Origin of the sequence: Chitinophaga sp. W3I9 (assembly GCF_050434025.1) — a bacterium.
In the GTDB taxonomy this organism is placed as follows: Bacteria; Bacteroidota; Bacteroidia; order Chitinophagales; family Chitinophagaceae; genus Chitinophaga.
Window position 1 is genome coordinate 539,165 of record NZ_JBNPWC010000001.1, and the last position, 15,019, is coordinate 554,183.

12 protein-coding genes are annotated in these 15,019 nt (G+C 46.8%); 6 read left to right on the forward strand and 6 right to left on the reverse strand.

Annotation, left to right across the window (positions count from 1 at the left end; all coding sequences use genetic code 11):
- The first annotated feature begins 225 nt into the window (after positions 1 to 225).
- The 3 genes from QFZ51_RS02385 to QFZ51_RS02395 all read left to right on the forward strand — a co-directional run bounded on the left by QFZ51_RS02385 (position 226) and on the right by QFZ51_RS02395 (position 4,425).
- Positions 226 to 1,383: a hypothetical protein gene (locus tag QFZ51_RS02385; protein WP_429042789.1), complete on the forward strand. Its 1,158-nt coding sequence runs from the start codon at positions 226 to 228 to the stop codon at positions 1,381 to 1,383.
- A gap of 112 nt (positions 1,384 to 1,495) precedes the next feature.
- On the forward strand, positions 1,496 to 3,409 hold the full coding sequence (gene acs, locus QFZ51_RS02390) for an acetate--CoA ligase (RefSeq protein WP_429042791.1): 1,914 nt from the start codon (positions 1,496 to 1,498) through the stop codon (positions 3,407 to 3,409).
- Positions 3,410 to 3,438: 29 nt separating this feature from the next.
- On the forward strand, positions 3,439 to 4,425 hold the full coding sequence (locus QFZ51_RS02395) for an alpha/beta hydrolase (protein WP_429042793.1): 987 nt from the start codon (positions 3,439 to 3,441) through the stop codon (positions 4,423 to 4,425).
- A 175-nt stretch (positions 4,426 to 4,600) separates the two neighbouring features.
- On the opposite strand, the gene QFZ51_RS02400 is transcribed toward QFZ51_RS02395, so the two are convergent.
- The 6 genes from QFZ51_RS02400 to QFZ51_RS02425 all read right to left on the reverse strand — a co-directional run bounded on the left by QFZ51_RS02400 (position 4,601) and on the right by QFZ51_RS02425 (position 11,294).
- Positions 4,601 to 5,167 (reverse strand): L,D-transpeptidase family protein, encoded by a 567-nt coding sequence (locus QFZ51_RS02400; RefSeq protein WP_370908705.1) that lies wholly within the window; start codon positions 5,165 to 5,167, stop codon positions 4,601 to 4,603.
- Between the two features lie 128 nt (positions 5,168 to 5,295).
- Positions 5,296 to 8,235 (reverse strand): M16 family metallopeptidase, encoded by a 2,940-nt coding sequence (locus QFZ51_RS02405; protein ID WP_429042795.1) that lies wholly within the window; start codon positions 8,233 to 8,235, stop codon positions 5,296 to 5,298.
- A 155-nt stretch (positions 8,236 to 8,390) separates the two neighbouring features.
- A complete protein-coding gene (locus QFZ51_RS02410) occupies positions 8,391 to 8,729 on the reverse strand; it encodes a hypothetical protein (RefSeq protein ID WP_429042798.1) in 339 nt (112 codons plus the stop codon).
- Between the two features lie 84 nt (positions 8,730 to 8,813).
- Positions 8,814 to 9,698, reverse strand: a complete 885-nt coding sequence (locus QFZ51_RS02415) for an outer membrane beta-barrel protein (protein WP_429042800.1) — start codon at positions 9,696 to 9,698, stop codon at positions 8,814 to 8,816.
- A 19-nt stretch (positions 9,699 to 9,717) separates the two neighbouring features.
- Complete coding sequence (locus QFZ51_RS02420; protein WP_429042803.1) at positions 9,718 to 10,785, reverse strand: hypothetical protein; 1,068 nt, start codon at positions 10,783 to 10,785, stop codon at positions 9,718 to 9,720.
- 23 nt (positions 10,786 to 10,808) lie between these two features.
- On the reverse strand, positions 10,809 to 11,294 hold the full coding sequence (locus tag QFZ51_RS02425; RefSeq protein WP_429042805.1) for an RNA polymerase sigma factor: 486 nt from the start codon (positions 11,292 to 11,294) through the stop codon (positions 10,809 to 10,811).
- A gap of 380 nt (positions 11,295 to 11,674) precedes the next feature.
- Here QFZ51_RS02425 and kbl point away from each other — a divergent pair, with 380 nt between their 5' ends.
- The 3 genes from kbl to QFZ51_RS02440 all read left to right on the forward strand — a co-directional run bounded on the left by kbl (position 11,675) and on the right by QFZ51_RS02440 (position 15,010).
- Complete coding sequence (gene kbl / locus QFZ51_RS02430; protein WP_429042806.1) at positions 11,675 to 12,862, forward strand: glycine C-acetyltransferase; 1,188 nt, start codon at positions 11,675 to 11,677, stop codon at positions 12,860 to 12,862.
- 174 nt (positions 12,863 to 13,036) lie between these two features.
- Entirely contained in the window at positions 13,037 to 13,840 is an 804-nt protein-coding gene (gene blaOXA / locus QFZ51_RS02435) for a class D beta-lactamase (protein ID WP_429042808.1), read from the forward strand.
- A gap of 150 nt (positions 13,841 to 13,990) precedes the next feature.
- The gene (locus QFZ51_RS02440) at positions 13,991 to 15,010 is read left to right on the forward strand and encodes a VWA domain-containing protein (protein ID WP_370908712.1); all 1,020 of its coding nucleotides are present in this window, start codon (positions 13,991 to 13,993) and stop codon (positions 15,008 to 15,010) included.
- Positions 15,011 to 15,019 lie beyond the last annotated feature (9 nt).

A 15,019-nucleotide genomic window follows, 5' to 3' on the forward strand; every position in this document is an offset into this window, starting at 1 on the left:
GTAAAAACATCTTACGTAAAAGTAATCATGCTCCGTAAAGCCTTGTTCCCCACCCCGGGTAAACAAGGCTTTACTTTTAGCTGCGGATTTTTGTCTTTTTGCCTGATTACGTTGTTATACTGATTTCACTGAGATATTTTTCGGGATTTTAACTTCTGGCTCCCGATCAACTAAGTTTTTCTTTTTAAAACTAAATCCTTAGTTTTAAAGATAAATACAATGTCTATGAACCGGATTATATATCGGATAGCCCAGTGGTTTATCAGCCTGCTGCTACTTATAAATATCACTACCGTGGCCCTGGCACAGGAATCTATCGACCGTACGCAATTGATGGAATACCTCCAGAGCCAGCAATATGATGCTGCCATCGGCTACCTGCAGCCCCGCGTACAGGAAAATAATATCGGGCAGCTTTCCCTCCTGGCATATACGTACTACCTCTCGGGAAAAATAAAAGATGCCATGACCCATTATGAAAAGGTACTGGCACTGGACAGCAACAATGTACCGGCACATCAATACCTGGCCAGCATCAGCATGCAGCTGGAAAGCCCGCTCCCCGCCATTTTTCACTACCGGCAAATTGTCCGCCTACAACCCGCCAATGCCACGGCATACAAACAACTCAGCTTCGCCTGCTTCGCAGCGCAACAGCCGGATACGGCATTTTTCTACCTGCAAAAAGCATATGCGCTCAATCCGGCAGATCCAAAAGTAACCGCACGTCTCGGGGAAGAACTGATCGAAAAGCAGCAATATCCGCTGGCAGACAGCATTCTGCGAACCTTTCTGAAAACAGACTCGCTCCAGCCCACCGTTATCATGACCGCCATCAGGTCCGCCTGGTTTCTGAAAAATTATACCCGCTGTACCGATCTCGGCACGCAACTGATGCGCATGAATATCCTGTCGCCTAACACCTTCAGCATCGTTTCTGCTGCCTGGTACACACTCAAACAATACCAGCAATGCATCAACGTATATGAATATGTGCAGGCCAATAAAGGGCAGTCTGAAACCATTACGTATTACGCAGCCCTTGCCTATACCGCATTAAAAAACTATACGGCCAGCAATGAACTGCTGCAAACTTGCATCGACATGGCTACCTCGAAAAGCCTGAACAGCTACTACAGCGGGAAGTCGGTGAACTACGAAGGCCTCCGCCAATACAAATCAGCCGTCGCCAACCTGGATACCGCCTACTACCTTTTTCACCAACCCCTGCACCAATACAGTATTGGCCGCATCTACGAGGTACATCTCCGCAACAAACCACTGGCTACCCGCTACTATAAACGCTACCTGCAACTAGGCAACCCTGCTAATCCCCAGGAAGCAGATATTTACAAATACCTCCGCTCATATGTTGAAAAATAATCTGCTTTTAATATGATTTTTTAGATTATCTCTACCAAACCATCTGGTTTTTCTTAAATTTAAAGCCCGTTAGGAAAATGCTTGTACTTAACCAATAAACAATTACGGTGCTATGTCGTACCCATACCAGATCAAGAGTATCGAAGATTATCAGCAGGCTTATCAACAGAGTGTGATTGACCCGGAAGGCTTCTGGGCCAATGTAGCAGACCATTTTTACTGGCGTCGCAAATGGGACAAGGTATTGGACTGGAACTTCAAAGACCCGGAAATCAAATGGTTTACCGGCGCTAAACTGAACATTACAGAAAACTGCCTGGATCGCCACCTGGGCACGCTGGGCAATACTCCCGCCATCATCTGGGAACCCAATGACCCGGAAGAACACCACCGCATTATCACGTACCGCGACTTATACAACAAGGTTTGCCAGTTTGCGAATGTGCTCAAGAACAACGGCGTTAAAAAAGGCGACCGTGTATGTATTTACATGGGCATGATCCCGGAACTGGCTATCGCCATCCTGGCTTGCGCCCGTATCGGCGCCGTTCACTCCGTAGTATTCGGGGGTTTCAGCGCGCAGTCCATTGCCGACAGGATACAGGATGCCCAGTGCAGCCTGGTAATCACCTGCGACGGCGCATATCGCGGCGCAAAGGATATCCCGCTGAAATCCGTTATGGACGACGCATTGATGGCATGTCCATCTGTAAAAAAAGTAATTGTATGTACACGTACCCGCACCCCGGTAAGCATGCTGAAAGGCAGGGACCTGTGGTGGGAAGATGAAATAAAACAGGTAGAAACAATGGGCAATCCGCCCTGCCCGGCGGAAGAAATGGATGCGGAAGATCTCCTGTTCATCCTTTATACTTCCGGCTCTACCGGCAAACCAAAAGGCGTGGTTCACACCTGCGCCGGCTACATGGTATACGCCAACTATACCTTCGTAAATACCTTCCAGTACCAACCCGGTGAAGTATATTTCTGTACAGCAGATATCGGCTGGATTACCGGTCACAGCTACATTGCCTATGGTCCGCTCAGCGCAGGCGCCACCACGCTCATGTTTGAAGGGGTGCCTACTTATCCGGACGCAGGCCGGCTGTGGGAAATTGTAGATAAATTCCGTGTCAACATCCTGTATACCGCACCAACAGCCATTCGCAGCCTAATGAGCTATGGCCTCGGCCCCGTAAATCATAAAGACCTCAGCTCCCTCAAAAAACTGGGCAGCGTAGGAGAACCGATTAACGAAGAAGCCTGGCATTGGTTTAAAGATAATATCGGCAAAGGCAAATGCCCTATCGTAGATACCTGGTGGCAAACAGAAACCGGTGGTATCATGATCACCCCTATTGCCGGCATCACCAAAGAAAAACCAGGATACGCCACCCTGCCACTGCCGGGTGTACAACCGATCCTGGTAGATGAAAATGGTAAAGAACTCAAAGGCAACGGCGTAAGCGGTAACCTCTGCATCAAGTTCCCCTGGCCCGGTATGCTGCGCAGCACCTACGGCGATCACGAACGTTTCCGTAAAACATATTTCTCTACCTACGAAAATCTCTACTTCACCGGCGACGGCTGCCTGAGAGATGAAGATGGCTACTATAGAATTACCGGCCGCGTGGACGACGTACTCAATGTAAGCGGTCACCGTATCGGTACAGCGGAAGTGGAAAACGCCATCAATATGCACGCCGGCGTTGTGGAAAGCGCCGTGGTAGGGTATCCTCACGATATTAAAGGCCAGGGCATCTATGCTTACGTGATCACCGAACGCCTCACGCATGATCCTGAACTGACTAAAAAAGATATCGCGCAAACAGTGGCCCGCATCATCGGTCCCATTGCCAAGCCGGATAAGATACAGATCGTAAGCGGTTTGCCTAAAACCCGTTCCGGTAAAATCATGCGCCGCATCCTGCGGAAAATTGCTGAAAACGATATGGATAACTTAGGCGATACCTCTACCCTGCTGGATCCTGGCGTGGTAGACGAAATCAAAAGAGGAAAACTGTAACAGCTTCAAAGCTTTTAAAAAACAAAGGGATGCAGATTAATTTGCATCCCTTTGTTGTACCTGATTATACTATGAAGCGTTTCTTCAAAAAGCTGGCCTGGACCTGCATCCTCCTTTTCGTATTACTCAATATTATCGGGGCCTTTCATGCGTGGAAGTTTACCCACTTTTATGACGATGGCGGCCGCAGGAACAAACTCCCGGAACAAATGAGTACGGGCGAAAAGATAAAAACCATTTTATTTGGTGTACGCATTGCCAAATCCGCTACCACCGGTTTCCCATCAGTACCTTACGAAACCGTATTGCTGCGCACTGCCGGCGGCCTCCGGCTGGAAGGCTGGTGGATCCCGGCCAAAGCGGCTACCGGCACAGTTATCCTATTCCATGGTTACAATGGCAATAAAGGCTCGTTATTGCCGGAAGCAGATCGTTTCCGCTCGCTGGGCTACAATACTTTTTTACTGGATTTCCGCGCCCATGGCAACAGCGAAGGATATGCCTGCAGCGTAGGCTACAAAGAAGCAGAAGATGTAAAGCTGGCGTGGGAGTATGTAAAACAGAAAAACAAGCACCCGGTGATCCTCTGGGGAGTAAGCATGGGCGCTGCCGCTATTTTAAAGGCTGTTCCTGAATACGGGCTCAAACCAAAGCAACTCATCCTCCAGTGCCCGTTTGCTACGCTTACAGACGCTGTAAAAAGCAGGATGCGCGCGGTGCATCTGCCGGCATTCCCTTTTTCACAGATTCTTACCTTCTGGGGAGGAATAGAACAAGGTTTCTGGGGCGCCGGTTTTAAGCCGGAAAGCTATGCCAGCCAAATAGATATGCCAGTATTATATTTTTACGGGAAACAGGATATCCGGGTTACGGAACAGGAAACACGGGAGGTATTTGCTCATTTAGGTACCCGGCAAAAAAAACTGTATATCTTCCCCAACGCCGGACACCAGTCGTTTTGCGGCAAAGATTCCACAACCTGGATGAAGGAAGTCACTGCTTTTCTGCAACCATAAAAAAGCGCGCACCATACGAGTGGAGCGCGCTCTTCACAGGATCTGACCCGCCGTTTATATTTGAGTCATGGTGCAGTAGTACTGCCCCACTAGATGCCGTACCGGTTTGTGGTGGATGCTAAATTACAACATGCAACTGCCACCGGGAGTCACTGCGAAATAATCAGCAAAAACCTTACCGGCGAATAACCACCGGGGTTCCCACTTTGATTACCTCGTATAATTCGTTAACATCTGAGTTCTTCATACTGATACAACCCAGTGTCCAGTTAATACGTCCTTCCACATAACTATCCCGGATACCGGAATTATATTCCACTCCGTGGATGCCGATAGCCCCGCCAATACTGGCGCTGGAGGAGACCATGCCCTGTGACTGACGGACACGGAACTTCTGCCAGGACACCTCATTGGGATAGTCCAGCAGCATGAACCTGCTCCAGCTTTTATCCACTCTTTTGGTTAAAATATGGAAAGTTCCTTCCGGTGTTCTGCGATCACCTTCAACTTGTTTATCGGTTTGGTCGCGGTTACCAAATACCACCTTGTAGATTTTTCTCAACGTCACGTCTTCGTATACATACAACCGGTAATCGCTTTTATCTATCAGCAGGAAAATTTTATCAGGATCAATGTTGGCAGCATTTAACCTTACACTATACAAATCAGATTCGTTGATAAATCCACTTAGCGGCAGCAGCAACAGAACAGCTACCAACCAGTAATGACAGCACTTCTTCATAGGAGTAATAAATATGCAGATAACGTGGCAGAATAATCATTTATTGTTTGGGAGATGGTTGAAAATACAAAGGCACAAAGCGTAAAACTTTGTGCCTTTGTATTTTATCAGATTTTTTCTTACGGTAATCAGTAGCCGAAGATCTCTTCCAGCGTGAGCTTCTTCACATCGCCATATTTTTTCAGATCGTCTGTGCTGATCTTCTTTTCAGAAGCAACAATACAATAAGTATATGGTTTGTGCGCCAGGTTCTCATCATGGAACTTCTTCACTTCGTCAAAGTTCATTTTGTCGATCGACTCGTACACCTGTTTGCGGATATCCGTATTTAATCCCAGCTTCTGTGCGGCGAGGAAACTGAAAACAATTCCATCGTTGGTGATACGTTCTGTTTCAATATCCTGCTTCATGCTTTCCTTAGCAGTTTGCAACAGTTTATCGGCACGGGGAATATCGTTCAGCAATTCGTTCATCCCTGAAATGGCGTCATTCATTTTATCTGCCTGGCTACCAACATAGGCCAATACAGAATAACGGTCGTCTTTTTTATCGGGAGATGCGTAGTAGGCATAGGTGGAATAAGCCAATGCTTTGGACTCGCGGATGGTTTGGAATACAACAGATCCCATTCCGCCGCCGAAGTAGCTGTTAAACAGCGTCACCACGCCTGTGTTGGCAGGACTGTATGCCGCTGAATTCCTTACCCAGTTTACTTCTGTCTGCACCATATCATAATCTGCAAACAGCACCTGGCTTTTATCCTGGTTATCTTTCGCAAATTTTATAGCTTCCGGTGCCTGCTTAAAGGTTGCAGACAGCGGGTGCAGTTTCTTTACTTCAGCCGCGGCAGCAGCCAGTGGCTGAGGCCCCCAGTAAATAATGGTATGCTTGTAAGCAGGCAGTTCATGCAAAATAGTAACGAGTTCTGATGCGGTAACACCATCCAGCTCAGCCTGACTTAACTGGTTATTAAACGGATTTTTTGCGCCATACATTGCATAGTTTACTACTCCTTTCATAATCGCGCCCTTATTCAGTTTGCTGTCGGAGCGGCCTTTCTGGATGCGGCCTTTCAGTGCTGCCAGCGCGTCTTCATTAGGTTTGCAGTTGGCTATCACATGTTCAAATAAGGTAACGGCCTTATCAAAATTTTCCTGCAAACCGCTGATCACCACAGTGGTGTTTTCAGCAGAAGCGGATACGCTGAAGTTACAGGCAATGTTATAAAACTCTTTGCTGATCTGCTCAGAGGTATATTTGTCGGTGCTCAGATATTGCAGGTATTGCGCTGCCAGGGCCAGTTTCTTATTGTTCCAGGTACCCATATCGAAACGGTAGTACAGGTGGAAAAGACCATTGTCTTTGTTCTGTACATACATCATATCAGTATTACCTATCGCGGTTTTCTGGATATCTTTTTCATAATCCAGCCACTGTGGCTTTACCGGTGTGGCGGGCATAGCAGCTACCTGTTGCAGGAAAGGCGACTGTGCTTCCCTGTTTACTTCCACCGGGGTGATGGCAGGTTTTTCAACCTTTTCGATGTTCTTATCTTCGCCCTTGCGTTTGTAAACAATTACATAGTTATCATTGAGGAATTTATTGGCGTAATCAACGATTTGTTTTTTGTTAACCGTGCCCATATCATCCACATAGGCTACATCATATAACCAGTTTTGACCCCTGCTCTTAATGAATCCGTCCATCAGGGCGGTAGCGCGGTTGTTATTGCTTTCCAGGCCCTGCAGTTCGCTCAGCTTGGCGTTATTAACGATGGCTTTCACCAGGGTTTCATCAAAATTTCCTTTCTTCAGGATATCCAGCTGACCCAGTAAAAGCGCTTTTACTTCTTCCAGGGTTTGGCCTTGTTTGGCTTTACCGCTAAGTGAGAAGATGGAGTAGTCTTTCAGGCCAAGTACACTTACGCTGGCGTTCAGTACTTTTTGCTGCTTGTTGATATTGAGATCCATCAAACCGGCTTTACCATTCTGGAGAATGGAAGAGAGCACACCCAGTACCAGGTTGGATTTGGTATCGAGGGCGCCGGGCATTCTGAAGGCGATATCTACGCTTTCGGCATCCGGACCCAGTACTTCTTTCATTACCGGCGATTTGATCGGCGCTTCCGGGGCAGGCTTGTATTCCTTTACCGGTTTGGCTTTCATATAGCTGAATTTCTGATCGATAGATTTAATCACATAATCCGGATCAAAATCACCCGCCATTACGATGGCCATATTATTAGGCACATAGTACTCATTGTAGAATTCGCGGATTACTTTCAGGTTTGGATTTTTGAGATGTTCAACGGTACCGATGGTAGATTGCTGGCCATAGTTATGGGTAGGAAACAGGGCTGCGAGCATGGTTTCGTACACTTTCCGGCCATCATTATCCAGTCCGCGGTTCTTTTCTTCGTATACGGCTTCCAGTTCGGTGTGGAACAGGCGGAAAACCGGGTCACGGAAACGCTCCGCCTGTACGGTCAGGTATTTGTCGATGGCATTGGAAGGAATATCTTCCTCATAAATGGTTTCTTCTACCCAGGTATGGGCGTTGGTGCCCTGTGCGCCCATGCCCGACATCATTTTGTCGTATTCATTGGCAATGGCATATTTGGCGGCTACTCCGGAAACGCTGTCTATTTCATGATAAACAGCTTTACGGGCAGCAGGGTCCACTGTTTTATTGTATTTATCATACAAATTGGAGATCTCATCGATCAGTGGTTTTTCCTTTGCCCAGTTGAGCGAACCAAATTTTTCAGTGCCTTTAAACAGGAGGTGTTCGAGGTAGTGCGCCAGGCCGGTGTGGTCTTTTGGATCGTTATCGCTGCCGGCGCGGGTACCGATCAATGTCTGGATGCGGGGATCTTTTTTATTGACACTCAGGATAACTGTCAGGCCGTTTTTCAGCGTATAAAAGCGTGCCTTCATGGGATCATCGGAAACGTACTTATAGGTATAACCGCCACCAGTAGCCTCCTTCCATTGATATTTTTCCTGGGCTCCCGCTACTTTGAGCGAGCAGGCAAACAGGAATAGTAATACGACTCTTTTAAGACTCATACAAATAGTTGGTTTTTTGAAATTAGTCTGTCAAATATACCGGAAGTCAAAATTATAAAGCGGGAAAAAAAGGGAGAATTGTATGAGCGGTAGATGCATAGGAATTGCAACCGGTTGCCTGGCCGGTGATCAAATTAACAAGAAGAGGGTTGATATCAGGGGTTCTGGTTATTATAAATGGTATACTTTCCGCGCACAAAAACCTGGTTAAGCAGCAGCGAGTCAATGGCCATGCTGTTACCGGCCTGTTTTTTCGCTTTCACCCGGCGCCTGTTATGGCTAACGGGAGCGGTTATGGTATTGGTGGCAGGAATTACCTGGGAAATGTACCTGGCAGCGGGAATGCTGGCTGGTGCAACTGCTACGGGCAACTGCTCTGGCTGATCAATAAGTAAGTTATTTTTTTCGAGTCTAACGCCTAACAAACGTTTCTCACAGGAGTGAATCCATGCAATGCAACCAATACATGTCATCAAAGCAACAAAAGAACGCATAAACACAATTTAGGACTGGCTAATAAATCTTAGAATCCGTTTAACCGGATACCTATTGAAAATGGATACTGTTGTAACCCATAGTCATGTAATGCCGTAAGGGCAAAAATTTGCATACAACTTTACAGGTCCATAGCCCAGTTCACTGGTAAGGCCGAAACGCCACTTGTTAAGATTAAAGTCGTCCGTTTTTCTAACCTTGCCTCTTTCTTCACTTACCTGCTTGGTTCTGGATTTGAGGAGATAACCACCAGAGACACCGAAACTCGCCTGGAACGCACGGCTCGGGCGGGCAGGGTTAGAATTAAAATTAAGCATTACCGGGATCGATATATATTCGGCAAACAGCTTATTTTTTGAAAATTCTACGGAATCTCTGATTATTTGTGTAGGATAACCCGGTAAATACGTGATGCTCCGGGCATACCTATAGTTATTCATCTCTAATCCTAAAGCATATAACAAGTTAAGTTTGTGTTTTGTTATATTAAGTCGCTGTTGAAATAACCAGATATTAAAATTGATTGATTTTCCGGTGATTAGCTTAAATTCTGAAGGCGTCAACGGCGCACTGGCATCCCTTGGGGCAAAAGTGGCGAGGCCTACGGCAGAATAATCATATGATTTAGACACCGGGGCAGGTGCTCCATTGTAATAAGCGCTGTTATTGGGGTAGTAATTAATAAAGCTGGCTCCGTTATAGTCGCTGTGATCAATATAATTGTTGAATCCCAGGTCAAAAACGAACCATTTGGTTTGCAGGTTCTTTTTGAGCTTCTGGCGGGCATAGGCAGTATCGTTATAAAACTTATAACTGGTCCGTCCCTTATCATTCTTTCCTTTGATAATGATCAATCCTTTGATCTGTATGGTGTCCGGTGGTGCCGGTGTAGTTTTATCTGCCTTTTGCGCATGAGCCCACCCGCCACATAATACCAGTAACAAAATGAGTAAAAATTTATGCTTCATATGCTATGACCATGATTTATTATTTATTCCTTCTCCGGGAAAAAAGCTTTGCAACATTGGTTACCTTATCTAAAATCCGGCTGTCGCTGCCACTTACAGACATGATCAACTCACCGGGAGCGCCTGGCTGTTCGGTTGCAGGAACTATTTTATTATTTAAATGATCGTTGGTATTGGTATTGGCTGCTAGTACCGCTTCCTTATTATTAACTTCCGGCCGAACCGCCACAACATGGGCGTTACCAGCCTGTTGCAGGTGCTCTTCCACTACTTCACTCATAGAATTGCGCTGCGGCGGCAACTGGGAAATAACCGGCAAATCTGCTTTGGGTGCGTCTGCGGCAGCCAGTGCAGGCTCATTTGCAGGAGCGGCAACTGTTTTGTTTTCACGTGGCGTTACGGCTTTATGGTTTTTGGCCGGTACCGGTTGGTTGCTCGGCGGCGCAGCAACAGGCGCATTTTGTGTTGCAGCTGCGGATTGGTCAGGAGCAACCGGCGTAGTTACTTCAGGAGTTACGGCTGGTGCAGGTACAGTAACCGCAGGTGGTGTGTTTACCGCAATGGCAGGTTTTTGTGCTGGTTGTTGATCGCTGGCTGGCAATAACCAGATAAGCAGACCCGCTACTACCGCGGCGGCAGCAGTTGCCCACATCATGCGGCGGTATACCGGGGTAACCCGGCGTTTACTGCTTCTGTAAAGAGATGCTTTATCAGCAAATACCAAAGTGGTATCAGGTACCAGCCTGGTGGCCTCCAATAATGCCAGTTCACGCTGCGCTGCCGGATGTTGCTGCAGGTATTCCTGCAAAGTGGCTTCCTCAGCAGCGGTCAGCTCCCCGTCGATATGGCTCAGCATTAATACTTCGTAATCAACGGCAGCTGTTTTATACAAAGCAGCTTTATTATCAAAAACAACGTGTTTATCCGGCGTCAGTTTCGCTCCTTCCAGCAGTTCCAGTTCCTGACGGAAAGGAGGATGCTTTTCCAGGAAACGTTCCAGTGCAGCCAGCTCTGTCTCATTCAGCTCACCATCAATGTAGCTGAGTAGATAGGACTCGTAGTTTGATATGTTAATTTCTATCGACAAAAATCTAATTTATTATAAAAATATTATATAACATTCTCCATTTTTACCAGGTAGTTCTTCAGATGTATCCTGGCCCTGTGCAGGTAAACCTTTACCTGGGAAGGATTCAGCTCCATCATTTCTCCTATTTCCTCGTAGGAATATCCTTCATAATCCTTGAGCATAATTAAGGAGCGCTGTACTTCACTGAGCTTGGATAATGCTTTTTCTATGACTTCCTTCGCGTTATGTATCTTATGATCCGATACTTTATCCTCGTCTTTGAACTGGTCTACAAGTGTGATCCGCTTTACCTTACGTACATGATCTATCATATTGTGGTAGCCGACTGTAAACAGGTATGACTTTGCCTTTTCAAAAGGCACATCCTGGCAGTGCTTCCACAATATTTCGAATGAATTCTGTACTACGTCTCTGGCATCTTCCGCATGCTCCAGATTCTTTACTATAAAGCGGAATAAATTGTCCGAATACAGATCCACGCATTTATTGTACTCCTTTTTCGTCATTCCGGTGGTGCGGGATTTTAGTGCTAAGTTCCGACAAATACTTTAATACCCATCATTGACCAAATCCATATTTGTTACCCACACCTACTCTAAAGCTGGTACATTCTTCCCCACAGTTGTAGTAACAGTTCCTTTCAAACTGAGCATCAACCTCTTATCAAGTATGCTCTTTTAGCATCTTTTACCAAAGGGGTGAATTATCAGTTTTCCACTTCATGGCATTAATAATCATGATAGTACTATGACGGAGGGCGGCGGGCAAATGTTACACCTGGGTCAAACTTTTTGCTTATCCGGTCGTTACTGATTTACGCGATAAATAATCGTAATACATTTATTGCCATAACTTTGGTAGATCCACTTTAAATATTGCAATTTTTATGAATGAGAAGTTTATAACCCGTTTACGGGAGGAACTCGGCGATATCAATAAAGCCGGCCTGTACAAGAGAGAGCGCATTATTACATCTGAGCAGGGAGCTGAAATACAGGTGGGTGGCAAAACCGTGCTTAACTTTTGCGCAAATAATTACCTGGGTCTGTCGTCACACCCCGCTGTGGTGAAAGCTGCCAAAGATGCAATTGATACTCATGGCTATGGCATGAGCAGCGTTCGTTTTATTTGCGGCACACAGGATATTCACCGGGAACTGGAAGAAAAGATCTCCAAATTCCTGGGTACAGAAGATACTATTTTATATGTAGCGGCATTCGACGCCAATGGTGGCGTATTTGAGCCCCTGTTCAATGAACAGGATGCCATTATTTCTGATGCCCTGAACCACGCCTCCATTATCGACGGCGTTCGTCTCTGCAAGGCACAGCGCTTCCGCTACGAGCATAACAATATGGCCGACCTGGAGGCAAAACTGCAGGAAGCCAAAGACTGCCGCAGCCGGATCATCGTTACAGACGGCTCATTCAGCATGGATGGTACCATTGCCCAGCTGGACAAGATCTGCGACCTGGCTAATAAATACAACGCCATCGTAATGTCCGATGAAAGCCACTCTTCCGGATTCCTGGGTAAAACCGGTCGCGGTACCCATGAGTACCGTGGTGTAATGGGCCGGGTAGATATCATTACCGGCACCCTCGGTAAAGCCCTGGGCGGCGCCTCCGGCGGATTCACCAGCGGACCAAAGGAAGTGATCGACATCCTGCGCCAGCGCAGCCGGCCCTACCTCTTTTCCAACTCAGTGGCTCCCAGCATTGTCGGTGCTTCCATCGCGGTACTGGATATGCTGAGCGAAACCACCACCCTGCGAGATAAACTGGAATACAATACCAAATACTTCCGCAGCAAAATGACAGAAGCCGGATTTGATATCAAACCAGGCGATCACCCGATTGTTCCGGTAATGCTTTATGATGCCGTACTGAGCGCCCAGTTTGCCGACAAACTGCTCCAGGAAGGCATCTATGTAATCGGGTTCTTCTTCCCGGTGGTACCAAAAGGCCAGGCCCGCATCCGCGTACAGCTCAGCGCCGGCCACGAACAGGAACATCTCGACAGGGCCATCGCCGCCTTTACCAAAGTAGGTAAGGAACTGGGCGTGATTAAATAAGACTTGCTGCCGTACCCGGTGCATAAAGACTGAGTATGATTAAATAAGACTGCGGGTTAGTGGGGAGATGGACGCCGGAATAATTCGGTTGCCATCTCCCTGCTAACCCGTAATCGTTTTTCTTACGCCGTAATTCTTACTTTTGCACCTCATAACTACTCAATCATTATGCAGATGAAACGATTTGGCTGGATGTTGCTGGCGATTGGCCTGTTCCTCGCTGCCTGCGCACCGAATAATGTAAAAGAAGAACAAGACTGGGAAAAATATTTTGCCGAATACAAAGTAGAAGGCACTTTCATGTTATTCAACAACAGCCAGGGCACCTTTAAAGTATATAACCTCGACAGGGCTAAAAAGCGCTTTCAGCCTGCATCTACCTTTAAAATATTCAATTCGCTCGTGGGCCTGCATACCGGCGTTATCAAAGATACCAGCATGGTAATCCGCTGGGATAGCGTAACCCGCCAGTTTCCCGCATGGAACCAGGACCTCACCATGGCCCAGGCGTTTAAACAATCGGCCGTACCCTACTTTCAGGAAGTAGCCCGGCGCATCGGCCAGCCAACGATGCAACTATGGCTCGACTCCATTAAGTACGGCAATATGAAAATCAGTCGCCTGGATACTTTCTGGCTGGATAACTCCCTGCTCATTTCACCGGATGAAGAACTGGGCTTTGTAAAAAAACTCTATTTCGACCAGCTGCCTTTTGCAAAAACAACCATGAAAACCGTACGGGAAGTAATGCTCATGGAAAAAACGCCGAAATATGAACTGTCTTACAAAACAGGATGGGACTATAACGACGTAAAAAAATTAGGATGGGTAGTAGGATGGATTGAAGAAAACAGGCACCCTACCTTTTTTGTGCTGAATATAGAAACAGAAGATCCTAAAGTGGATATTCCTAAAGTACGGATGGCCATCCTGAGAAACATCCTCACAGATGCCGGTTACTTTAAGGGCGAAATGTAGCAATTCGGGCTTCCCCTGCCCGGCCCTGGGGACCGGGATCGTTAAAAAAACGATAAAACCCCACTCCTACAGCTTGCAATACGTGACAAAAAAATTATTTTTGATACCTTACCTGGTGTACTCCCGGTAACGGTTATCTTAAAATCGAATATGTTACGATTTCAGCATAGTGAATATTTATGGGCACTGGTGCTCCTGTTGGTTTTACAGGTGGCCTTCCTGGGTGTGTCGTGGTGGAAACGCCGCTCTATACGCCGCATCGGGGATCAGGCACTGGTAGAAAAACTCTTTACCGGCTACTCCCGCAAACTGTTTATATTAAAGTTCCTGCTTATTTTCCTGGCTTTCTTCTTCGGCGTAGTTGGATTGGCCAACCTGCAGAAAGGCAGCCGCATGGAAAAAATCACCCGCAAAGGCGTGGATGTGATGATAGCGCTGGATGTAAGTAAAAGTATGCTGGCTACGGATGTGCAGCCGGACCGCCTTACCCGCGCCCGCCAGCTCATCAGTAAGCTGATGGATAAACTGGATAATGACCGTGTAGGCCTCGTGGTATTTGCCGGTAACGCTTACCTGCAAATGCCCCTCACCGTTGATTATTCTGCTGCCAAAATGTACCTCAGCACCGTATCCCCGGACATGATCCCTACACAGGGTACCGCCATTGGTCAGGCAATACAGGTATCCGACGACGCTTTTAACAAAAAAGAACGTAAGCATAAAGCCCTCATCATTATCTCTGATGGGGAAGATCATGATGAAACTGCTATCCAGCGTACCAAAGCCGCTTTTGAGAACGGCGCCGTTACCAATACCATCGGCATCGGTTCTGTAGCGGGTTCTCCCCTGCCGGACCCGGAAACCGGGAGCTATAAAAAAGACAGGGAAGGCAATACCGTTATTTCCAAACTGAATGAAGCGGAGCTCAGAGGCATTGCTGCCGCCGGCAAAGGCATTTATCAGCACCTGGATAATAATACCGACGACGTAGTAAATACCCTTGTCAGTAAAATAGACGGCATGGAGCAGAAAGAATTTGGAGAGAACGTATTCACCGACTACAACAGTTATTTTCAGTATTTCCTGGGTGTATGCCTGGCATTGCTGCTGATTGAATTTTTTATTCCTGAAGTTCGCTTCAAGCGCACTCCTGAATCACCGGCAGTTTAATTCATTACT

Coding starts and splice junctions, on each gene's coding strand:
- QFZ51_RS02385 (WP_429042789.1), top strand. CDS start 226: ATGAACCGGATTATATATCGGATAGCCCAGTGGTTTATCAGCCTGCTG.
- acs (WP_429042791.1), top strand. CDS start 1,496: ATGTCGTACCCATACCAGATCAAGAGTATCGAAGATTATCAGCAGGCT.
- QFZ51_RS02395 (WP_429042793.1), top strand. CDS start 3,439: ATGCAGATTAATTTGCATCCCTTTGTTGTACCTGATTATACTATGAAG.
- QFZ51_RS02400 (WP_370908705.1), bottom strand. CDS start 5,167: ATGAAGAAGTGCTGTCATTACTGGTTGGTAGCTGTTCTGTTGCTGCTG.
- QFZ51_RS02405 (WP_429042795.1), bottom strand. CDS start 8,235: ATGAGTCTTAAAAGAGTCGTATTACTATTCCTGTTTGCCTGCTCGCTC.
- QFZ51_RS02410 (WP_429042798.1), bottom strand. CDS start 8,729: ATGCGTTCTTTTGTTGCTTTGATGACATGTATTGGTTGCATTGCATGG.
- QFZ51_RS02415 (WP_429042800.1), bottom strand. CDS start 9,698: ATGAAGCATAAATTTTTACTCATTTTGTTACTGGTATTATGTGGCGGG.
- QFZ51_RS02425 (WP_429042805.1), bottom strand. CDS start 11,294: ATGACGAAAAAGGAGTACAATAAATGCGTGGATCTGTATTCGGACAAT.
- kbl (WP_429042806.1), top strand. CDS start 11,675: ATGAATGAGAAGTTTATAACCCGTTTACGGGAGGAACTCGGCGATATC.
- blaOXA (WP_429042808.1), top strand. CDS start 13,037: ATGAAACGATTTGGCTGGATGTTGCTGGCGATTGGCCTGTTCCTCGCT.
- QFZ51_RS02440 (WP_370908712.1), top strand. CDS start 13,991: ATGTTACGATTTCAGCATAGTGAATATTTATGGGCACTGGTGCTCCTG.